This is a genomic window from Micromonospora sp. NPDC002296, assembly GCF_040296145.1.
In the GTDB taxonomy this organism is placed as follows: domain Bacteria; phylum Actinomycetota; class Actinomycetes; order Mycobacteriales; family Micromonosporaceae; genus Micromonospora.
Window position 1 is genome coordinate 179,220 of record NZ_JBEOWQ010000001.1, and the last position, 20,413, is coordinate 199,632.

The 20,413-nt window shown below is 70.4% G+C and carries 20 protein-coding genes and 2 tRNA genes; 12 read left to right on the plus strand and 10 right to left on the minus strand.

The window, feature by feature from the left end; translation table 11 throughout:
* Positions 1-139: 139 nt before the first annotated feature.
* From rsmG to rpmH, 6 genes are all read right to left on the minus strand, one after another.
* A complete protein-coding gene (rsmG, locus tag ABT023_RS00835; RefSeq protein ID WP_502890563.1) occupies positions 140-892 on the minus strand; it encodes a 16S rRNA (guanine(527)-N(7))-methyltransferase RsmG in 753 nt (250 codons plus the stop codon).
* A gap of 136 nt (positions 893-1,028) precedes the next feature.
* Positions 1,029-1,622 carry a Jag family protein gene (locus tag ABT023_RS00840; protein WP_350880248.1) on the minus strand — a complete coding sequence of 198 codons (594 nt, stop codon included), beginning with the start codon at positions 1,620-1,622 and terminating at the stop codon, positions 1,029-1,031.
* 217 nt (positions 1,623-1,839) lie between these two features.
* The gene (gene yidC / locus ABT023_RS00845; RefSeq protein ID WP_350880250.1) at positions 1,840-2,835 is read right to left on the minus strand and encodes a membrane protein insertase YidC; all 996 of its coding nucleotides are present in this window, start codon (positions 2,833-2,835) and stop codon (positions 1,840-1,842) included.
* Positions 2,836-2,838: 3 nt separating this feature from the next.
* Positions 2,839-3,126, minus strand: coding sequence for a membrane protein insertion efficiency factor YidD (yidD, locus tag ABT023_RS00850; protein WP_350880252.1), 288 nt, complete (start codon positions 3,124-3,126; stop codon positions 2,839-2,841).
* A complete protein-coding gene (rnpA, locus tag ABT023_RS00855; RefSeq protein WP_350880254.1) occupies positions 3,123-3,539 on the minus strand; it encodes a ribonuclease P protein component in 417 nt (138 codons plus the stop codon). The genes yidD and rnpA overlap by 4 nt, the downstream gene beginning before the upstream one ends.
* Positions 3,540-3,574: 35 nt before the next feature.
* Positions 3,575-3,712, minus strand: a complete 138-nt coding sequence (rpmH, locus tag ABT023_RS00860; RefSeq protein ID WP_088959667.1) for a 50S ribosomal protein L34 — start codon at positions 3,710-3,712, stop codon at positions 3,575-3,577.
* A 584-nt stretch (positions 3,713-4,296) separates the two neighbouring features.
* Here rpmH and dnaA point away from each other — a divergent pair.
* From dnaA to ABT023_RS00885, 5 genes are all read left to right on the plus strand, one after another.
* Positions 4,297-6,168: a chromosomal replication initiator protein DnaA gene (gene dnaA / locus ABT023_RS00865; protein WP_350880256.1), complete on the plus strand. Its 1,872-nt coding sequence runs from the start codon at positions 4,297-4,299 to the stop codon at positions 6,166-6,168.
* Between the two features lie 856 nt (positions 6,169-7,024).
* Positions 7,025-8,158 (plus strand): DNA polymerase III subunit beta, encoded by a 1,134-nt coding sequence (gene dnaN / locus ABT023_RS00870; RefSeq protein WP_350880258.1) that lies wholly within the window; start codon positions 7,025-7,027, stop codon positions 8,156-8,158.
* Between the two features lie 40 nt (positions 8,159-8,198).
* Positions 8,199-9,071, plus strand: coding sequence for a phosphogluconate dehydrogenase (NAD(+)-dependent, decarboxylating) (gene gnd / locus ABT023_RS00875; RefSeq protein ID WP_350880260.1), 873 nt, complete (start codon positions 8,199-8,201; stop codon positions 9,069-9,071).
* A gap of 16 nt (positions 9,072-9,087) precedes the next feature.
* Positions 9,088-10,221, plus strand: a complete 1,134-nt coding sequence (recF, locus tag ABT023_RS00880) for a DNA replication/repair protein RecF (RefSeq protein ID WP_350880262.1) — start codon at positions 9,088-9,090, stop codon at positions 10,219-10,221.
* Complete coding sequence (locus tag ABT023_RS00885; protein ID WP_350880264.1) at positions 10,211-10,945, plus strand: DciA family protein; 735 nt, start codon at positions 10,211-10,213, stop codon at positions 10,943-10,945. The genes recF and ABT023_RS00885 overlap by 11 nt, the downstream gene beginning before the upstream one ends.
* A gap of 3 nt (positions 10,946-10,948) precedes the next feature.
* Here the strand turns inward: ABT023_RS00885 and ABT023_RS00890 are convergent, their stop codons facing one another.
* The gene (locus ABT023_RS00890) at positions 10,949-11,176 is read right to left on the minus strand and encodes a hypothetical protein (protein ID WP_350880266.1); all 228 of its coding nucleotides are present in this window, start codon (positions 11,174-11,176) and stop codon (positions 10,949-10,951) included.
* 97 nt (positions 11,177-11,273) lie between these two features.
* Between ABT023_RS00890 and ABT023_RS00895 the strand changes: the two genes are divergently transcribed.
* Positions 11,274-11,756: a MarR family winged helix-turn-helix transcriptional regulator gene (locus tag ABT023_RS00895; protein WP_350880268.1), complete on the plus strand. Its 483-nt coding sequence runs from the start codon at positions 11,274-11,276 to the stop codon at positions 11,754-11,756.
* On the opposite strand, the gene ABT023_RS00900 is transcribed toward ABT023_RS00895, so the two are convergent.
* Positions 11,741-12,295 (minus strand): hypothetical protein, encoded by a 555-nt coding sequence (locus ABT023_RS00900; RefSeq protein WP_350880270.1) that lies wholly within the window; start codon positions 12,293-12,295, stop codon positions 11,741-11,743. The two genes, ABT023_RS00895 and ABT023_RS00900, sit on opposite strands and share 16 nt — an antisense overlap.
* 528 nt (positions 12,296-12,823) lie before the next feature.
* Here ABT023_RS00900 and gyrB point away from each other — a divergent pair.
* The 6 genes from gyrB to ABT023_RS00930 all read left to right on the plus strand — a co-directional run bounded on the left by gyrB (position 12,824) and on the right by ABT023_RS00930 (position 18,856).
* Positions 12,824-14,770, plus strand: coding sequence for a DNA topoisomerase (ATP-hydrolyzing) subunit B (gene gyrB, locus ABT023_RS00905; protein ID WP_350880272.1), 1,947 nt, complete (start codon positions 12,824-12,826; stop codon positions 14,768-14,770).
* A gap of 130 nt (positions 14,771-14,900) precedes the next feature.
* Entirely contained in the window at positions 14,901-17,423 is a 2,523-nt protein-coding gene (gene gyrA, locus ABT023_RS00910) for a DNA gyrase subunit A (RefSeq protein WP_350880274.1), read from the plus strand.
* A gap of 3 nt (positions 17,424-17,426) precedes the next feature.
* Positions 17,427-18,338, plus strand: a complete 912-nt coding sequence (locus tag ABT023_RS00915) for a DUF3566 domain-containing protein (RefSeq protein WP_350880276.1) — start codon at positions 17,427-17,429, stop codon at positions 18,336-18,338.
* Positions 18,339-18,491: 153 nt separating this feature from the next.
* Positions 18,492-18,565 (plus strand) — tRNA-Ile (locus ABT023_RS00920).
* 43 nt (positions 18,566-18,608) lie between these two features.
* A complete protein-coding gene (locus ABT023_RS00925; protein ID WP_350880278.1) occupies positions 18,609-18,737 on the plus strand; it encodes a DLW-39 family protein in 129 nt (42 codons plus the stop codon).
* A 43-nt stretch (positions 18,738-18,780) separates the two neighbouring features.
* Positions 18,781-18,856, plus strand: a tRNA-Ala gene (locus tag ABT023_RS00930).
* A 231-nt stretch (positions 18,857-19,087) separates the two neighbouring features.
* Here ABT023_RS00930 and ABT023_RS00935 read toward each other — a convergent pair.
* Together ABT023_RS00935 and ABT023_RS00940 are read right to left on the minus strand one after the other, a co-directional pair.
* A complete protein-coding gene (locus ABT023_RS00935; protein WP_350880280.1) occupies positions 19,088-19,570 on the minus strand; it encodes a GNAT family N-acetyltransferase in 483 nt (160 codons plus the stop codon).
* A 314-nt stretch (positions 19,571-19,884) separates the two neighbouring features.
* Positions 19,885-20,331, minus strand: coding sequence for a hypothetical protein (locus tag ABT023_RS00940; protein WP_350880282.1), 447 nt, complete (start codon positions 20,329-20,331; stop codon positions 19,885-19,887).
* Between the last annotated feature and the right edge of the window lie 82 nt (positions 20,332-20,413).

Genomic DNA, 20,413 nt, shown 5'->3' on the forward strand with positions numbered 1-20,413 from the left:
CACACTAACGACGCGCGGCCAGCCTACGGCGGACAGGCGCGACCGGTCCACGTCGGGTTCTTCAGACCACCGCGCACCCGTCCCACTATCAACGACGCGACCTGCGGTGGGAAGCCGGCGGAGATTCAGGGAAGTCGGATCAGCGACCCCGGCGCGACCCACCACGCGCCCGCTTCGCCGCACGCTTGACCCGCGGCTGGTTCACCACCCGCTCCCGGACGATCTCCACCACCGTCGCGGGCGGCTCAATCACCCCGACCCCGCAGTGGTGCACCTTGGGCCCGCCGCCGCCCAGTTTGGCAACCGCCTCGGCGTGCTCGGCGATCTCGTCTCCGGCGGACGATCCCTTCACCGCCAACAGGCGTCCGCCGGGCACCAACAGCGGTAGGCACCAGGCGGAGAGGCGATCGAGTGGGGCCACCGCTCGCGCGGTGACGATCTCCGCGCGGAACGGCCCGACACCGGTGGACCCCGTCGCCGCCTCGTCGGCCCGGCCCCGGAACACCCGGACGGCCTTCGTCAGACCCAGCCGCTCGACGACCTCGACGAGGAACGAGGTACGCCGGGCCAGCGGCTCGACCAGCGTCACGGTCAGATCGGGGCGCGCGATCGCGAGTACCAGGCCGGGCAGACCCGCGCCGGAACCGACGTCCAGCACCGACGCGCCCTCCGGAATGCGCTCCGCCACCGCGGCGCAGTTCAGCAGGTGCCGCTCCCAGATCCGTGGTGCCTCGCGTGGCCCGATCAGGCCCCGGAGCACACCGTCGGTGGCGAGCACCTCCGCATACGCGGCGGCGAGGTCGAGCCGGTCGCCGAAGAGAGAACGCGCCGCCTGGGCCAACTCCGGCGGCAGCGCCGCAACGGCCGGGTCCGACCCGTCGGTGTGGTCCAGCCCGACGGCCGGGTCCGGCTCGTTGCTCGGATCCGGCGCGTCGGCACGTAGCCGGGACCCGACAGGCGACGGCCCGGGCGGCGTGCCACCCGGGCCGGTCACGGCGTCAGCCGTGGTGTCGTCGCGTGTCACCCGATCAGTCCGCCGGCTGGACGATGATGCGGCGGTTCGGCTCGACGCCCTCGGACTCGCTCTCCACCCCGCTCATCGCGTTGACGACGTCGTGGACGCACTTGCGCTCGAACGCGGACATCGGCTCCAGCCGCACCGGCTCGCCGTACTCCTTGACCTTCTCCACCGCGTTCTTGGCGACGGCGGCAAGCTCCTTGCGACGGTTGGCCCGGTAGCCACCGACGTCGAGCAGCAGCCGGCTCGGGGTGCCGGTCTGCCGGAAGACCGCCAGCCGGGCCAGCTCCTGAAGCGCCTCCAGAGTGGCGCCGCGCTGACCGACCAGGTTCTGCAGCCCGTCGCCGACCACCTCGACCACCGGGCGGCCGGCGGACACCAGCTCGTCGATGTCCCCGTCGTAGTCGAGGATGTCAAGCAGCCCTTCGACGTAGTCGGCCGCGATCTCGCTCTGCCGGAACAGCTCGCTCTCGCCCAGTGCCTTCTTCTCCCGCGTGCCCGAGCCGGCCGCGCCCTCCTCCGCCTCGGTGTCGTCGGTGGCCTCGATCGGTGCGCCCTCCTCGTCCACGGACTGCTCAGCGCTGGGGATGCTGGTCTCGGTCACGGTCTCATCTCCGTACTCGCTCGGCCGGACCGTCGGGTCCGCTGGTTTCCCGGGTCCGGCGGGAGATCACCGGTGCCCTGGGCACGTCTGTACGGGCCAATCTCGCCCGTGTCCGCGCTGGGCGCGGCGGTTCCGGCCCGGCGCCTGCCCTGGAGGCGGCTGCCAGGGAGCCGGGTCCGTCCGTCGCCGGCCGGGCCGGCGACGGACGGCGGGAGGATCAGCCCTGACGCTTGGCCGGGCCGCCCTTCTTCGGGTTGACCGGCTTGGCGCCCGGCTTGGGGCCGGCGATCTTCGGGGCGGACGGGGCCTGCTTGACCGGGGCCGGGGCGGCCTTGCGGCCGAGCAGCCCGCCGGTCTTCTTGGCCGGCTGGACCGGCCCGCGGGACGCGGAGGCACCGGTGCGGCCCGGGGTGGGCGGCGGCGGGTACTTGCGCAGCACCCACTGCTGCTGGCCGAGGGTGAACATGTTGTTGGTGACCCAGTAGATGATCACGCCGATCGGGAAGATCGCCCCCGAGACGAGCAGCGACAGCGGGATGCCATAGAGCATCAGGCGCTGGATCATCTTCTGCTGCGGGTCCTCCGCCCAGCCGGTCTTGAGGATCATCTGGCGGCTGGTGAGGTAGGTGGTGCCCATCATGATCAGGACCAGGATGCCGGCGATCACCTTCACGGTGGTGCCGTTGGCGTTCAGCGCCGTCAACTCGTCAGCGGTGGAGCCGAACTTGCCGGCGATCGGCGCGGTGAAGATCTTGGCGCTGGAGGCGCTGTTGAACTGGTCGACCGCCCAGCCGTAAAGGGTCTTGTTGTTCTCGCTCTTCCCCGGGTCGAGGCGGCGCAGCACGTGGAAGAGACCGAGGAAGACCGGGATCTGGAGGAACATCGGAAGGCAGCCCATGAGCGGGTTGGCCTTTTCCTTCCGATAGAGCTCCATCATCTCCTTCTGGAGCGTCTCCCGGTCACCCTTGTGCTTCTCCTGGAGCTCCTTCACCTTGGGCTGGAGCGCCTGCATGGCCCGCTGGGACTTGATCTGCTTGACGAAGACGGGGAACAGGATCACCCGGACGGTGACCACCAGGAAGACGATGGCCAGGATCCAGGACCAGTTCGTGCCGATCACCGCGTTGACCGGCACACCGATGGCATCCCAGGCCGAGTGCCAGGTCAGCAGGATCCACGAGATCGCGTAGTAGATCCAGTCCAGACTGAACAATTCTCAGGCTCCAGTCACATCGGCGCGGCGGCGACCGCCCGGCTCAGGCACCGGGTCGTATCCACCTGGGTGAAAGGGGTGGCAGCGCGACAACCGCCGGACCGTCAGGCCGACTCCCCGGAACGCGCCGTGCCGGGAGACCGCCTCGAGGGCGTATGCACTGCACGATGGGTAGAAACGACAGCGGGCCGGCAGCGCCGGGCTTATCCAACGACGGTACGCGACGATGGGCCAGGTCAGCACCCGGGCACCCGGGCTCGTCGGCCGTGACGCGGCGGAACCGCTGTTCATCGGGACCGCCGTCCCCGGGGTGTGCGGGCGGTGGCGAGCGCCCCGTCGAGGTCGGCCCCGAGCCGGGCGTACGACGCCTCGGCTGCGGCCGGCAGCGCGCGTACCACCAGGATGCTGCCGGCCGGCAGGGCCGCCAGCCGCTCGCGGACCAGATGGCGCAGCCGACGCCGAACCGTGTTACGGACCACGGCGGGGCCGACGGCCTTGGACACGACGAAGCCGGCGCGGGCCGGTACGGAGGTTTCCTCCGCACCGGGGGTCCGCGCCGGCTTAGGCGAGGTGTCGATGGTGGGGCCGGGTGTGACGGGCAGCGTCAGGTGGACGACGAGCGAGCCTCGGCCGGCTCGACGGCCAGACCGGACCGCTGCGGCGAAGTCGCTGCTGCGCCGCAGTCGTTGCGCGGCCGCCAGCACTACTGCCCACGTCCCCCGGACCGGACCGGTCGGCCTCAGGCCGACAGGCGGGTGCGGCCCTTGGAGCGACGGGTCGAGAGGATGGCGCGGCCGGCCCGGGTGCGCATGCGCAGCCGGAAGCCGTGGGTCTTCGCGCGCCGGCGGTTGTTCGGCTGGTAGGTGCGCTTGCTCACGTCAGGCTCTCCGTTTTCATACGCCCCGCGCGCAGGCCCGCAGGGGTCGTGTGGTGGTCCAGGCCACCCTCGGCGGTGGCCCCGATCGGTGCTGCCCGGGGGCGCGGGACCCCGACTATGCGGGGAGGGCGACCACGGACAGCAAGCACGCACCACCCTAGCAGAGGGCGGTAGAGCAGCCGCTCCAGCCTACGCAGGGGGGCAATGACCGTCAAACACCTCGTACCACGACCCCGCCAGGCCGCGAGCGCGGTCGAAGCGGTGGTTTTCACTGATGCCGACAAGGGTGCCACGCGGTGACGGTTGATGGGCCCCACCCCCCGCTGTTAGCGTGCGCGTTTGCGGTCCGCGCCGGCAGCCGATTGGCGTCGGCAGGCAAGACCGGACAAGGTAGTGAGTCGTTCGGCACGGTGAAACCCGCTTCAGCGCCCGCCCAGACAGGGGGCAGGTCCGACCCGCGTCCGGCGGGAGGCCACAATCGGTCGGTACACAGGCTGTGGATAACTTGTGGATAACGACGACCGGTCAGCCGTTCGGGCTGGACCAGCGGCGGTCGGGAGCAGAGGCGAGGGGGTGGCACGACGGTGGCCGGTACGACCGACCTTGCCGCGGTGTGGACCGCGACCACGGACGAGCTCGCCGATGAGATCATCTCCGCACAGCAACGCGCGTACCTGCGGCTCACCCGTCTCCGCGCGATCGTGGAGGACACCGCGCTGCTCTCCGTCCCGGACGCGTTCACCCGCGACGTGATCGAGTCCCGGCTGCGGCCCGCCATCACCGAGGCGCTGACCAGGCGGCTCGGCCGGCCGATCCAGGTGGCCGTCACCGTTCGGGTGGCCGAGGACGGGGCCGGACGCCCGGCAGGCACGGTCTACCGCAGCGCCCCCGACGCCGCCGGCCCGCCCGGCTTCGACGGGCCCTCCGGCTTCGACGCCCCGCCCGGCTTCGACGCCCGCGGCTACGACGGGCAGGGAACGGACCGGCACGAGCCGGAGCCCGGCTTCCCCGCCCCCGGGTACCCGGACCGGGGTGAGCAGGCCCACGCCGACCGCGGCCGGCCGGGTGGTTCCGGTCGCGAGGACGCCGGCTACCCGGAGCGCGACACGTCGGAGCACCCGTCGGCGGATGACGCCCCCGCGCGCTCCGACGGTCACCGGCCGGGGCTCGTGCCGGCGAGCCGGGACGCCCAGGAGCCGCTGTTCAGCGCCGCCTTCGCCGAACCGCCTCCGCCGGGCCGACGCGGCTACGAGGGGCGCCCGGGTGCCGACAGCCGGCCCTACGAGCCCCGGTACCGCGACGCCGGGCCGGCGAGCGGCCCGCGGCTGCCCCGCGACGGCGCGACGGACAGCGGTCCGGGTCGCAGCGTCGCGGATCACCGGTCCGGCGGCCGGGACGACCGGCGGCCCGGCGGCGCGGAGGCCGGCGGGAACCGGCTCAACCCCAAGTACATGTTCGAGACGTTCGTCATCGGCTCGTCCAACCGGTTCGCGCACGCCGCCTCGGTCGCGGTGGCCGAGTCGCCCGCGAAGGCGTACAACCCGCTGTTCATCTACGGCAGCTCCGGGCTGGGGAAGACCCACCTGCTGCACGCCATCGGCCATTACGCCACCACGCTCGGCAACGCCCGCTCGGTCCGGTACGTCTCGACCGAGGAGTTCACCAACGACTTCATCAACTCGCTGCGGGACGACAAGACCAGCGCGTTCCAGCGCCGCTACCGCGACGTCGACATCCTGCTGATCGACGACATCCAGTTCCTGGAGAACCGCGAGCGGACCCAGGAGGAGTTCTTCCACACCTTCAACACCCTGCACAACGCCAACAAGCAGATCGTGATCACCTCGGACCGGTCGCCGAAGCAGCTCGCCACGCTGGAGGACCGGCTGCGGACCCGGTTCGAGTGGGGGTTGCTTGCCGACATCCAGCCACCGGACCTGGAGACCCGGATCGCGATCCTGCAGAAGAAGGCGGCCCAGGAGCGGCTGTACGCCCCGCCGGACGTGCTGGAGTTCATCGCCTCGCGGGTGTCGAACTCGATCCGGGAGTTGGAGGGGGCGCTGATCCGGGTCACCGCGTTCGCCAGCCTCACCCGGTCGACCGTGGAGCTCTCGCTGGCCGAGGAGGTGCTGCGGGACTTCATCCCCGACGGCGCGGGCCCCGAGATCACCGCCGACCAGATCATGGTCTCCACCGCCGACTACTTCGGGGTCAGCCTGGAGGACCTACGCGGGCACTCCCGGTCCCGGGTGCTGGTCAACGCCCGCCAGGTGGCCATGTACCTGTGCCGTGAGCTGACCGACCTGTCGTTGCCCCGGATCGGACAGGCGTTCGGGGGCCGGGACCACACCACCGTCATGCACGCCGATCGGAAGATCCGTCAGCAGATGGCGGAGCGCCGCTCGCTCTACAACCAGATCGCCGAGCTGACCAACCGGATCAAGCAGACCACCTGAGCCGTACGCCCGCCGCCCACCCGCGGCGCGAGGACCCGACGCCCGGCCGGACCCGGCCGGGCGTTCGCGCGTCCGGAGGCGGGTGACCCGGGACACATTCCGCCCGACGTTCCGTTGTCCACAGGCCGTCCCGAGCGGTTCGGGCTCGACCCTCGACCGGGTCGAGGCCGCAGAATCGGGCCGTGCCCGTCCACCGCCGCTGTTCGTTGTCCACAGCTGCCGCCAGTTTTCCACAGCTAGTTTTCCACAGTCGGTGGAAAACTACGGTCCGTCCCCCGCCGGTTACCCACAGGCTGTGGAAAACCCTGGGGACGAGGCTGTGGACGCCTGGGGACAACGCAGTCGTTGTCCACGGATCTGAAGGGTCCTGTGGATTTCCTGTTGAAGGTTCTGGGGACGACGGCGATCCGGCCGGACCGGTCCGTCCACAGGTCTGGGGAGAAAGTCGGTGGATAACCGGTGGATAACCGGTGGACGGCGGTGGACAACTCGGGGATGCCGGGCGGCCTGTGGATGGCAGGGTCGGTTGTACCCCCGGTTCTCCACAGCCAATCCACCGGTGGATAACCTGTCTGACCTGCCCAGACGGCGGTTTTCCACAGTTTCCACAGGTGCGATGAAGACGATGAGTTTCTTCTTCTAAGAGAACAAAAACCAATCATCACCGTTGGACTTCCTGTGGATGGGGTCGGAACGGCCGGGGACAGCCCGCCCGGCACCGACGCGATCCGCGGGGTCGGGCGCACAGCCGATGCCCCCGCGCCCTAAGGTGCGATGGGTACCCGCACGGTCGGGCGGGACGGTAGGCAGCGGTCGGCATGAGAGAGTTGTCGCTGACGTCGACGCGGAGGCATTGATGAAGTTCCGAGTAGAGCGCGACGCGCTCGCCGAGGCCGTGGCGTGGACCGCGAAGAGCCTGCCCAGCAGGCCTTCCGTACCGGTACTGGCCGGCGTGATGCTCCGGGTGACCGACGGCAACCTGCAGGTCTCCGGCTTCGACTACGAGGTCTCCAGCCAGGTGACCGTCGAGGTGCAGGGCGACGCCGACGGTGCCGCGCTGGTCTCCGGGCGGCTGCTCGCCGAGATCACCAAGGCGCTGCCGGCCAAGCCGGTCGACATCGCCGCGGTGGGTGCGCACCTGGAACTGGTCTGCGGCAGTGCCCGGTTCACCCTGCCCACCATGCCGGTGGAGGACTACCCCGCCCTCCCGGAGATGCCGGAGAGCGCGGGCACCGTCGACGCCGCGGCGTTCGCCGCAGCCGTCGCCCAGGTCGCCGTGGCCGCCGGCCGGGACGAGACCCTGCCGATGATGACCGGCGTCCGGATCGAGCTTTCCGGTGGCAACCTGGCCATGCTCGCCACCGACCGGTACCGCCTCGCCCTGCGCGAGATGGAGTGGACCCCGAACGACCCCGGGGTGAGCATCAACGCCCTCGTGCCGGCCCGGACCCTGCACGACACCGCCAAGGCCCTCGGCCCGCTCGGCGGCCAGGTCACCATGGCGCTCTCCCAGGGCGCGGCCGGCGAGGGCATGATCGGTTTCTCCGGCGGCACCCGGCGCACCACCAGCCGGCTGCTCGACGGCGCGAACTACCCCCCGGTCCGCTCGCTGTTCCCGAGCAGCCACAACGCCGAGGCCCGGGTGGCGGTGAGCACCCTGATCGAGGTCGTGAAGCGCGTCGCCCTGGTCGCCGAGCGGACTACCCCGGTGCTGCTCAGCTTCAGCTCCGACGGGCTGGTCGTCGAGGCCGGCGGCACCGAGGAGGCCCGGGCCAGCGAGGCCATGGACGCCACCTTCACCGGTGAGGCGCTGACCATCGGCTTCAACCCGCAGTACCTGATCGACGGCCTGAACAACCTGGGTGCCCAGTTCGCGCTGCTCACGTTCGTCGACGCGTTCAAGCCGGCGGTGATTTCCCCCGCTGGCGAGGATGGTGAGGTCATCTCGGGGTACCGGTACCTGATCATGCCGATCCGCGTCTCCCGCTGATCGCACACTTCTTGATCCAGAGCAGCGGAGGTAGGAACAGATGCAGCTCGGCCTGGTAGGACTCGGCCGGATGGGCGGCAACATGCGTGAGCGGTTGCGCGCAGCCGGGCACGAGGTGGTCGGCTACGACTCCAACGCGGAGCTGAGCGACGCCGCGAGCCTGGCCGAGCTGGTCGACAAGCTCGACGCGCCCCGCGCCGTCTGGGTGATGGTCCCGGCCGGTGTCACCGACACGACCATCGACGAACTCGCCGGCGTGCTCGGTGCGGGCGACCTCATCATCGACGGCGGCAACTCCCGGTTCAGCGACGACGGGCCCCGCGCCGAGCGGCTCGCGGAGCAGGGCATCGGCTACGTCGACGTCGGCGTCTCCGGCGGCGTCTGGGGCAAGCAGAACGGGTACGGCCTGATGGTCGGCGGCGCGCAGGAGCACGTCGACCGGCTGCTGCCGATCTTCGAGGCGCTCAAGCCGGCCGGCGAGTTCGGCTTCGTGCACGCCGGCCCGGTCGGTGCCGGCCACTACGCCAAGATGGTGCACAACGGCATCGAGTACGGCCTGATGCACGCCTACGCCGAGGGCTACGAGCTGCTCGCCAAGTCGGAGATCGTGACCAACGTGCCGGGCGTGTTCAAGTCCTGGCGCGAGGGCACCGTCGTCCGTTCCTGGCTGCTCGACCTGCTCGACCGGGCCCTCGACGAGGACCCGGAGCTGGCCGAGCTGAGCGGCTACACCGAGGACACGGGCGAGGGCCGGTGGACGGTCGACGAGGCGGTCCGGCTGGCCGTGCCGTTGAACGTCATCACCGCGTCGCTGTTCGCCCGGTTCGCCTCGCGGCAGGACGACTCGCCCGCGATGAAGGCCGTCGCCGCGCTGCGCCAGCAGTTCGGCGGGCACGCCGTCCACAAGCGCTGAGCGGTATCCACAACCTGTGTACGTCCGCCGGCTCGAACTGGTCGACTTCCGCTCGTACGAGCGGGTCGGCGTCGATCTGGAGCCGGGTCCGAACATCCTGACCGGCGCCAACGGCGTCGGCAAGACCAACCTGGCCGAGGCGCTGGGCTACGTGGCGACCCTGGACTCGCACCGGGTCGCCACGGACGCCCCCCTGGTCCGGATGGGGGCGTCCTCCGCGGTGATCCGGTGCGCCGTGGTGCACGACGCGCGTGAGCTGCTGATCGAGCTGGAGATCGTGCCGGGCAAGGCCAACCGGGCCCGGTTGGGGCGCTCGCCGGCCCGGCGGGCCCGCGACGTCCTCGGCGCGCTGCGGCTGGTGCTGTTCGCCCCGGAGGACCTGGAACTCGTCCGGGGCGACCCGGCCGAGCGCCGCCGCTACCTCGACGACCTGCTGGTCAACCGCCAGCCCCGGTACGCCGGGGTGCGGGCCGACTACGAGCGGGTGGTCAAGCAGCGCAACGCCCTGTTGCGTACCGCGTACCTGGCCCGTAAGACCGGCGGGTCGCGGGGCGGGGACCTGTCCACCCTCGCCGTCTGGGACACCCATCTGGCCCGGCATGGCGCCGAGCTGCTCGCCGGCCGGCTGGAGCTGGTCGCCGCGCTCGGCCCGCACGTCACCAAGGCGTACGACACGGTGGCGGCCGGCCGGGGCGCGGCCGGTGTCACGTACCGGCCGTCGGTGGAGCTGACCGACCCGACGCCGGACCGGGCGGCGCTGGTCGAGGCGTTGACGGCGGCGCTGGCCGAGTCGCGGTCGGCCGAGGTCGAGCGGGGCACCACCCTGGTCGGCCCGCATCGCGACGATCTGGTGCTCAACCTCGGCCCGCTGCCCGCGAAGGGGTACGCCAGCCACGGCGAGTCCTGGTCGTTCGCGCTGGCGCTGCGGCTGGCCGGGTACGACCTGCTCCGTTCCGACGGCATCGAGCCGGTGCTGGTGCTCGACGACGTCTTCGCCGAGCTGGACGCGGGGCGCCGGGAGCGCCTGGCGGAGCTGGTCGGCGGGGCCAGCCAGGTGCTGGTGACCTGCGCCGTGGACGACGACGTGCCGACCGGCCTGCGGGGCGCCCGGTACCAGGTCGGAGAGGGGACGGTGCGTCGTGTCGGCTGAGCGGGAGCTTCCATCGGCCCGCCTCGGGCCGACGCGCCCGGGACGTACCCCGGCCGGCGGGGACGCGACCGGGGGTGAGGACGCGCCTCGCCGGGCCGGGCGGCGCGCCGGCGGCCAGGCGGCACCGCCGGCCGACGGTGCCGGGCGGCCCGACGGTCCGGCGGCGGCCGGCACCGGTGCCGGTGCCGGTGCCGGTGCTGATAGCGACGTTTCCGCAGGGGCGGCGGGGCCGGAGTTGGCCCGGGCGGTGCTGGACGCCGCGAAGGCCCGCCGTGACTCGGCGGCCCGGACCCGCCGGCGCAGCGTGGTGTCCGGCGACGGCGAGGGCGCTCGGCGGCTGCGCGGTTACTCGGGCCCGGGGCCGGACCCGCGTGATCCCCAGCCGCTGAGTGCCGTGCTGAACCGGTTGGTCAAGGCGCGCGGCTGGGAGCAGCCGGCGGCCGAGGCGACGGTCTTCGGCGCGTGGGAACGAGTGGTCGGCTCCGAGGTGGCGCAGAACAGCCGTCCGGTGAAGCTGGAGAACGGCGAGCTGACCGTGGAGGCCCGGTCCACCGCGTGGGCGACCCAACTGCGGCTGCTCGCCGGGTCCCTGCTGAAGAAGATCGCCAGCGAGGTGGGCCACAACGTGGTGCGCAAGCTGCACATCCATGGCCCGGCCGCGCCGTCCTGGTCGCGTGGGCCGCGCAGGGTCCGGGGCCGGGGCCCCCGCGACACCTACGGCTGACGGTCACTGGCCCGGGCGCTGGGCCTCCCGCTCGGCGCGTTTGCGTTCCCGCTGCTCACGGCTCCACTGCTTACGTCTCTCCAGGTCCTGCTTCCACGCCTCTCGGGCATGGCGCGAGCCGCCCTGCACCGCCCCCTGCACCTCGGAAGGGCCGGCGAGGTTGCGGAACACCCAGCCCATGAGGCGGCCGCCCCTGCCCGAGGAGTCGCCCACCTGCTTGTCGTCGCTCATCCGCCTGGCCTCCACCGCGCCCGGAATACTTCGTGTACCAATCATTGGTACACCAATCGTTGCTAGGATCGCAACGGCGACGACGAGGAGGCCCGCAGTGTCCGACCAGCTTGGGGGCGACCCCCTGGCCCTGGAGGAGCAGGTGTGCTTCGCGCTCTCCGTGGCGGCTCGGGGCGTGGTCGCCGTCTACCGTCCGCTGCTGGAGCCGATGGGGCTGACCCATCCGCAGTACCTGGTCATGCTTGCGCTGTGGCAGCACGCGCCGCTGTCCGTACGGGAACTCAGCCGTCTGTTGCAGCTCGACCCAGGGACGCTGTCACCGCTGCTGAAGCGCCTGGAGGCCAACGGGTACGTCCGGCGGGAGCGCGACCCCGCCGACGAGCGCAGCCTGGCCGTGACGCTCACCGCCGGCGGCGAGGCGTTGCGTGCCCGCGCCGAGGAGATCCCGCCGGCGATCGTGCGGCGGCTCGGGATGCCGATCGAGGAGCTGCGAGACCTGCACGCCGTCCTGACCCGGGTGATCGCGGCGACGAACCGGGCCGGCGCGGGCGGTGTGAATTCCGGTCAGGCGTCGGCGTAGACCGCGAAACCGCGGTCGGCGCAACGGCGGTAGAAGGCCGCCAGCACGCCCAACTCGGCGCAGGTGAAGTCCCACTGCGGCGGGTCGCCGTTCTCGTCGCGCAGCGCGTCCAGCCGGGTGCCCAGCCAGCGCAGCTGCTGCTCGGCGAGGCGGCCGTCGGCGAGCAGGCCGCGCAGCACGCTGCTCACCGTGTCGAAGTCGATCGTCTCCCCGTGCGGGCGGTGCCCGACCACGAAGCGCTCGATTCCGCCGGCGACCCAGGCGCAGCCGTCCGGGTCGATCACCGGGTCCTCGTCCTCGGCGGCGGCGTCCGTGGCGTAGAGCACATTCTCCAGCCCGAGCAGGAGGTCGACCAGCTCGGTGTACGCCGTGGCCCGGACGGTCCCGGTCTTGGCGATGTGTTCCGCGAGGGCCGCCGTCGGCGCGGAGATCCGCGGCAGGTCGACGATCTCGCCGAAATCGACGAACTCGGCCGGTGCGACCGGGTCGTAGAAGCGGCCGGTCCGCGGCCAGTGCACCGCGACGTTGTCCAGCCCCATCTGGCGTCACCCCTTGAGAGCACGTGTCGGATCGTTCGGGTCGATCGTCCGGTTCCGACCGGAAAAGATCAAGACCAGCCACGCTGGGCGCCGCAAACGTACGCCCGTTGCGGGCCCCGACGCGACCCCGGGCCCTGAACGTCCCGGCCCGATCGGCGGCGACGTCGCCCGCCGATCGGAGCTTGGCGTGTAGGGGGAGTCGCGGGTGGCGCGGTTCGGCCGGCTACGGAGGTCTCAGCCACCGCGAAAGGGGTGCCGAGTGGCGGTTCTGTCGTCAGCGCACAGTAAGATTGAGGCGAGACGAAGACCCGACACGGAGCGACGGACGCGGGCTCACCAAAGGTCCGAGATCATTGTCCCACGTCGGGTCGAGCCGATCGCGATCCGCGGGCAACCGTGGCGACCGGCGTTCCGGCCCGTACCCCGGTTTCCACCGGTCTCGGGCCGCGCGCCGACGTCGCGTCCTGTCCGCCGAACCCGCGTCCGACGCGCCGCTTGCGGCCCGGGGGCGCGAGAAAGTGGCCGAGGGTGGCAGCGCAGGACAAGCAGGAGTACGGCGCCGAGTCGATCACCGTCCTCGAAGGGCTGGAGGCGGTCCGTAAGCGGCCCGGCATGTACATCGGGTCGACCGGTGAGCGTGGATTGCACCACCTGGTGTGGGAGGTCGTCGACAACGCCGTCGACGAGGCGCTGGCCGGACACTGCGACACCATCGACGTGGTGCTGCTGGCCGACGGCGGGGTCCAGGTCACCGACAACGGCCGGGGCTTCCCGGTCGACCTGCACCCCAAGTTGAAGAAGCCGGGCGTCGAGGTGGCGCTGACCGTGCTGCACGCCGGCGGCAAGTTCGACGGCAAGGCGTACGCCGTGTCCGGCGGCCTGCACGGCGTCGGCGTGTCCGTCGTCAACGCCCTCTCCAGCCGGATGGCGGTGGAGATCCACAAGTCCGGCTTCGTCTGGCGGCAGAAGTACGCCAACTCCAAGCCGGGCCCGCTGGACAAGGGCGAGACCACCGACCGCACCGGCTCGACGGTCGCGTTCTGGCCCGACCCCGACGTGTTCGAGACCGTCGACTTCGACTTCCAGACCATCTACCGCCGCATCCAGGAGATGGCCTTCCTCAACCGCGGCCTCACCATCCACCTGCTCGACGAGCGGGTCCCGGAGGGTGAGGAGGGCAAGCCGCGCGAGGTCACCTTCTGCTACAAGGGCGGCATCGCCGACTTCGTCCGGCACCTCAACGCCTCGAAGAACCCGATCCACAAGACGGTGGTCGAGTTCGGTGCCGAGGAGGAGGGCATGTCGGTCGAGATCGCCATGCAGTGGAACGAGTCGTACGGCGAGTCGGTCTACACCTTCGCCAACACGATCAACACCCACGAGGGCGGCACCCACGAGGAGGGCTTCCGGTCCGCGCTGACCGGCGTGGTCAACCGCTACGGCGCGGAGAAGAAGCTGCTCAAGGGCGACGAGAAGCTCTCCGGCGAGGACATCCGCGAGGGCCTGGCCGCGATCATCTCGGTCAAGCTGGCGAACCCGCAGTTCGAGGGCCAGACCAAGACCAAGCTCGGCAACACTCCGGTGAAGAGCTTCGTGCAGCGGGTCTGCAACGACCGGCTGGTCGACTGGTTCGACCGCAACCCGGCCGAAGCCAAGATGATCATCACCAAGGCGTCCCAGGCGGCCCGAGCCCGGATCGCCGCGCAGCAGGCGCGCAAGCTGGCTCGGCGCAAGTCGCTGCTGGAGTCCGGCTCGATGCCGGGCAAGCTGGCCGACTGCCAGTCCACCGACCCGCGCGAGTCCGAGGTGTTCATCGTCGAGGGCGACTCGGCCGGCGGCTCGGCCAAGCAGGGCCGGGACCCGCGCACCCAGGCGATCCTGCCGATCCGCGGCAAGATCCTCAACGTGGAGAAGGCCCGGATCGACCGGGTGCTGAAGAACGCCGAGGTCCAGGCGCTGATCACCGCGCTGGGCACCGGCATCCACGACGACTTCGACATCGAGAAGCTGCGGTACCACAAGGTGGTGCTGATGGCCGACGCCGACGTCGACGGCCAGCACATCCAGACTCTGCTGCTCACCCTGCTGTTCCGCTTCATGCGGCCCCTGGTCGAGCTGGGCCACGTCTACCTGGCCGCCCCGCCGCTCTACAAGATCAAGTGGAACAAGAAGGGCGACGACGCGCAGTACGCGTACTCGGACCGGGAGCGGGACGGGCTGATCGCGCTGCGCCAGCAGAAGAAGCCGAACGCCAAGCCGGACGACATCCAGCGGTTCAAGGGTCTCGGCGAGATGAACTATCCCGAGCTCTGGGAGACCACGATGAACCCGGGCACCCGCACCCTGCGGCAGGTCACGCTCGACGACGCGGCGACCGCGGACGAGCTGTTCAGCGTGCTGATGGGTGAGAACGTCGAGGCGCGTCGCTCGTTCATCCAGCGCAACGCCAAGGACGTCCGCTTCCTGGACATCTGACGGACCGGGCGGGCCGCCCCGGTCGTCCACCGGGCGGTCCGCCGATCCACAGGGTTATCCACAGCCTGGTCGGTTTCCACAGCGGTTATCCACAGCCCGAAACCGACTCTGATTCTGATAAGGGTTAACAGTGACCGATACCCCCGAGTCCACCCCGAGCGAGCCCGAGGTCCCCGAGACCGCTGCCGCCGCAGTCGTGGCGCATGACCGCATCGAGCCGGTAGGGCTCGAGGTGGAGATGCAGCGCTCGTACCTCGACTACGCGATGAGCGTCATCGTCGGGCGGGCGCTGCCGGACGTCCGGGACGGGCTCAAGCCGGTCCACCGCAAGATTCTCTACGCCATGTTCGACTCCGGCTACCGGCCGGACCGCGGCTACGTGAAGTGCTCCCGGGTCGTCGGCGACGTGATGGGCCAGTTCCACCCGCACGGCGACTCGGCCATCTATGACGCCCTGGTCCGGATGGCGCAGCCCTGGTCGCTGCGCTACCCGCTGGTCGACGGCAACGGCAACTTCGGCTCGCCCGGTAACGATCCTGCTGCCGCGATGAGATATACCGAATGCAAGCTCGACCCGCTGGCGATGGAGATGCTGCGGGACATCGACGAGGACACCGTCGACCTCCAGGACAACTACGACGGCCGGGCCAAGGAGCCCACCATCCTGCCGTCCCGCATCCCGAACCTGCTGATCAACGGCTCCGAGGGCATCGCGGTCGGCATGGCCACCAAGATCCCGCCGCACAACCTGCGCGAGATCGGCGCGGCCGTGCAGTGGTGCCTGGAGAACCCGGAGGTCGACGAGGCGACCACCCTCGACGCGCTCATCGAGATCGTCAAGGGCCCGGACTTCCCCACCCATGGCCTGATCGTCGGCACCCAGGCCATCCAGGACGCGTACCGGACGGGCCGTGGGTCGATCCGGATGCGGGCAGTGGTGGAGGTCGAGGAGGACAAGCGGGGTCGCCCCTGCCTGGTGGTCAGCGAGTTGCCCTACCAGGTCAACCCCGACAACCTCGCCGAGCGGATCGCCGAGCTGATCAAGGAGGGCAAGCTCGCCGGCATCGCCGACATCCGGGACGAGTCCTCCGGGCGTACCGGAATGCGGATCGTGCTCGTGCTCAAGCGCGACGCGGTCGCCAAGGTGGTGCTCAACAACCTCTACAAGCACACCCAGCTCCAGGAGACCTTCGGCGCCAACATGCTGGCGCTGGTCGACGGCGTGCCGCGCACGTTGAACCTGGCCCAGTTCCTGCGGTACTACGTCGAGCACCAGATCGAGGTGATCCGGCGGCGGACCGCGTTCCGGCTGCGCAAGGCCGAGGAGCGGGCGCACATCCTGCGCGGCCTGTCGAAGGCGCTGGACGCCCTCGACGAGGTGATCGCCCTGATCCGGCGGTCGCCGACCGTCGAGGACGCCCGGCAGGGCCTGATCCGGCTGCTGGAGATCGACGAGATCCAGGCCACCGCGATCCTGGACATGCAGCTGCGCCGGCTCGCCGCCCTGGAGCGGCAGCGGATCCTCGACGACCTGGCCAAGCTCGAGATCGAGATCGCCGACCTCAAGGACATCCTGGCGAAGCCGGAGCGGCAGCGGCGGATCGTCTCGGAGGAGCTCGGCGAGATCATCGCGAAGTGGGGCGACGAGCGGCGGACGAAGATCCTGCCGTTCGACGGGGAGGTCTCGATGGAGGACCTCATCGCCCGCGAGGACGTGGTGGTCACAATCACCCGCACCGGGTACGCGAAGCGGACCAAGGTCGATCTGTACCGCTCCCAGCGCCGCGGCGGCAAGGGCGTCAGCGGGGCCACGCTGCGGCAGGACGACATCGTCAGCCACTTCTTCGTCTGCTCGACCCACGACTGGATCCTGTTCCTCACGAACAAGGGTCGCGTGTACCGGGCCAAGGCGTACGAGCTTCCGGAAGCCAGTAGGGTAGCCAAGGGCCAGCACGTGGCCAATCTGCTCGCTTTCCTACCGGACGAGCAGATCGCGCAGATCATCGAAATTCCGAACTACCAGGTGGCCCCCTACCTGGTACTGGCCACGAAGAACGGCCTGGTGAAGAAGACACGGCTCGAGGAGTTCGACTCCAACCGTTCCGGCGGAATCATCGCGATCAACCTGCGCGATGAGGACGAGTTGGTCGGTGCTGCCCTGGTCGCCCCGTCCGACGACCTGCTGCTGGTCTCGAAGAACGCCCAGGCGATCCGCTTCAACGCCACCGACGAGGCGCTGCGGCCGATGGGCCGGGCCACGTCGGGCGTGATCGGCATGCGGTTCAGCGACGACGACGTCCTGCTCGCGATGGAGGTCGTCCGCGAAGGGCTGGACGTGCTGGTGGCCACGAACGGGGGATTCGCGAAACGTACCCCGATCGAGGAATACCCGGTCCAGGGCCGGGGAGGTAAGGGCGTGCTGACTGCGAAGATCACCGAGCGGCGCGGTGGTCTGGTCGGCGCTGTGGTGATCGACCCGGACGACGAGCTGTTCGCGATCACCAGCAACGGTGGCGTCATCCGGACTCCGGTGAAGCCTGTACGCCGTACGCGTGACCGGAACACAATGGGGGTCAAGCTGATGGACCTCCCGGACGGCGTGACTATCGTGGCGATTGCTCGCAATGCCGACGAGCCTGACGAACAGGACTAGTTGATGACGGAGACACAGGCGAAGTCGGGGAACAAGGGGACCTCGGCCAACCCGGTCGACGAGGAGGCCGCCGCGACGGGCGGCGCACCAGCGACCGGCCGCGCGGCCGTGGGCCGGGCGACGGTCCCCGCCGACGCGCCTGCCCCGAAGTTCACCCGGGCTCCCGGGATGGCACCGCCGCCGGAGACCCCCGGCGACGACTCGGGGGCCGGTGACAAAACGGAGACATCCGGCATCGACGCGCCCACCTCCGCGACTGCTCCGGCCGCGGGGGCGGGCAGCGCCGCCCGCCCGGGGACGACAGCGCCGATCCGGACAGGAAGCGGCCAGTCGACCGGCAGCGCCGCCACCGGCACGCTGCCGCGCGTCGGTGGCGGCACGGCCAGCCCGCGCCCGGACGGCACCCGTCCGGGCGCGGGGGGACGCCCCGCCAACGGCGGAGGGCTGCCGCCGGGGGTCGCCGGGTCGTCGACCTCGGCCGTCGGGGCTGCCCGGGTCGGTGAAGCGGTACGTGCCGCGCGTACCTCGGTCAGCTCCGCCGCGTCCCGCGGGCCGCGGCGGGCCCGGCTGAACCTGAAGCGGATCGACCCCTGGTCCGTGATGAAGTTCGCCTTCGCCGTCTCCGTGGTGCTCTTCATCGTGGTGGTCGTCGCCACCTCGGTGCTCTACCTGGCGCTGGACGCGATGGGTGTGTTCCAGAGCGTCAACGAGAGCCTGAGCGACCTGGTCAACGCCGGCGGGCAGAGCACGAGCGGCTTCCAGATCACCGCCAAGGGCGTGATCCTCAGCTCCGCCCTGATCGGTCTGGTCAACGTCGTCCTGTTCACCGCGCTCGCCACCCTCGGCGCGTTCGTCTACAACGTCTGCGCCGACCTGGTCGGCGGGATCGAGCTGACGCTCGCCGAGCGGGACTGATCGCACCCGACGCCGGGGCGCGCCGCGTAAAGCGGTCGCCCCGGCGTCGTGCGTCCGGGTAGTTTCAGGGGGGGTACGGCGAGCACGGACCCGTCACCGGCCCCCGATTTGGGGCGCGGCGGGCGGATGCGTTAACCTTGGCCGTCGCCACGCGGGGCTATAGCTCAGTCGGTTAGAGCGCAGAGCTGATAACTCTGAGGTCGCTGGTTCGATTCCAGCTAGCCCCACCGCACATGGTTCCGACGGCTGTCGAGCGCAAGGGGTCGCCCCATGTTCAAGAAGCTTCTGATTCTGGCCGGCATTGTCGGCGTGGCCGCCGTGGTGGTCAGGAAGATCAAGGTTTCGAACGACGAGCGCGCCCTGTGGCATGAGGCGACCACCGCCCCTGACCTGCGCTGATCACTTCTCCGACGTCCAGCTCCCGGCGGCTTCGCCCGCCCTCGGGGCCCTAGCTCAACTGGCAGAGCACTGCCTTTGCAAGGCAGGGGTTAGGGGTTCGAGTCCCCTGGGCTCCACCAAATATCGCCTCCGAGTAGGCGTTTCGCCCGAGCAAGATCAACGGGCACGAGTTTGGGCGCAGGTCAGCTTTGATCTTGTGACTGCTTGACGCTCTTGTTCGCACGCTGGGCCGCCGATGGAGTGCGTCAGGTCCTCGGCCGTCCTGGTGGATATCGGTGACGTCTCAGGAGCCGTGGGTGCGCCCGTATGCCGAGTGGAGGGCGTCGCTACGGCCGATTGAGTGACCTGGTTCACGTCGCGGTGGCAGTCGCAGGCCACAGGTAGTTGTACAGGATGTAACCCCTGTAGATGGCGATCTTGTCGTACAGCGCGCGAGCGTCGGCGTCGACCTCAGTGTTCCAGTAGAGGCGTGGGGCACCGTGCTCATGGGCATCCTGCGCCACCCAGCCGATCATTGCTGTCGCGATACCTCGCCGTCGTACGTGCGGATCCACGAACAACTCTGCCAGGTAGCATCTCCCGGCCCCCCAGACGCTGGCGTGAAACAAGTAATGCGCGATACCGACCATCTTGCCGTCGAGCCTTGCGCAGATGCCACGGATCTGATCACCGCTGACCAAGCGTTGCCATGTCCGTTCGTAGCCATCGTCGTCAACCTCAGTCGCGGGCCGACCCGGCCGGCCAGCCCAGTGCGCGTGGAAACTTCGGGTCAGGCCTTCCCACTCGTCGCGGTCCAGTTCGGACAGCGGGCCGATGCTCACCTCGGTTGCCATCCCCGCATTATCTCCAGCGCACTCGGCGTACCCGAGCGGGCTAGTGCTTGGTCTCATGCGCCACGACAACTTTGCTGAGGCGTGGTGTGCTCAGGCTTTCTACTTGGTCAAGGGTGGGGCTGCGGCCCGCCGCCGTGCCGTGCACCGGGGCGCGCGTGCGGCTTCCGGCCGGTCACGCCCCGGCGCGCGGCGTACCAGGACAAGCGATGGACAACCACAGCCAGCGCAGCTTCCCAACGTCGGGTGGACGAAGCCTCGTGTACCCCGGCGCTAGAACGGACCGCCGCCGGAGCTCAAGCAGTTGATCTAGGGCGTCAGCCCTGGCTGTTGCTACTACCAGGTTCCTTGGGCGTGACCAACCGCTGACCACGAATCGGTTGACCACCACGGCGTCCACCCGATTCCGCGTTGCCGGCGGCATCAGGGGCGGTGAACGGCACTCCAGGACCGCGCCCCCACCCCTCGCGAGCAGAGGGATCAGGCGCGGAGCACACCCCCTCCCTGCGGGGCCGGCGGTGCTTCCCGGCGTAGATCAGGGCCGCGAGGCCGAGGAGAGCCAGGGCACCGGCGACGACTGCGTACACGGCGAGTCTGTGCTCGGCCGCAGCGATCTCCTCGGCCTGCTTCTCCACCATGCCGGGGGTCGGGTCCTGGTAGGGCAGTGACACCGCCGACAGGTCCAGGAACGGGAGGCACGGCAGGCCGCAGGAGGCGACGAGGAGGAGGGCGCCGGCGGCAACCGCCAGTCGGGCACGGGACACCGCGCCAGGCTGTCACAGTCGTGGACCGCAACGTCCAGCGCCCGGGCGGCGAGGAGGGGATGCAGCAGCACGTCCCCCGGCG

Bases quoted from the DNA above. Each gene is read 5' to 3' on its own strand.
- yidD (WP_350880252.1), bottom strand. From the start codon at position 3,126: ATGAACAGCGGTTCCGCCGCGTCACGGCCGACGAGCCCGGGTGCCCGG.
- dnaN (WP_350880258.1), top strand. From the start codon at position 7,025: ATGAAGTTCCGAGTAGAGCGCGACGCGCTCGCCGAGGCCGTGGCGTGG.
- gnd (WP_350880260.1), top strand. From the start codon at position 8,199: ATGCAGCTCGGCCTGGTAGGACTCGGCCGGATGGGCGGCAACATGCGT.
- ABT023_RS00890 (WP_350880266.1), bottom strand. From the start codon at position 11,176: ATGAGCGACGACAAGCAGGTGGGCGACTCCTCGGGCAGGGGCGGCCGC.
- ABT023_RS00900 (WP_350880270.1), bottom strand. From the start codon at position 12,295: ATGGGGCTGGACAACGTCGCGGTGCACTGGCCGCGGACCGGCCGCTTC.
- ABT023_RS00915 (WP_350880276.1), top strand. From the start codon at position 17,427: ATGACGGAGACACAGGCGAAGTCGGGGAACAAGGGGACCTCGGCCAAC.
- ABT023_RS00925 (WP_350880278.1), top strand. From the start codon at position 18,609: ATGTTCAAGAAGCTTCTGATTCTGGCCGGCATTGTCGGCGTGGCCGCC.
- ABT023_RS00935 (WP_350880280.1), bottom strand. From the start codon at position 19,570: ATGGCAACCGAGGTGAGCATCGGCCCGCTGTCCGAACTGGACCGCGAC.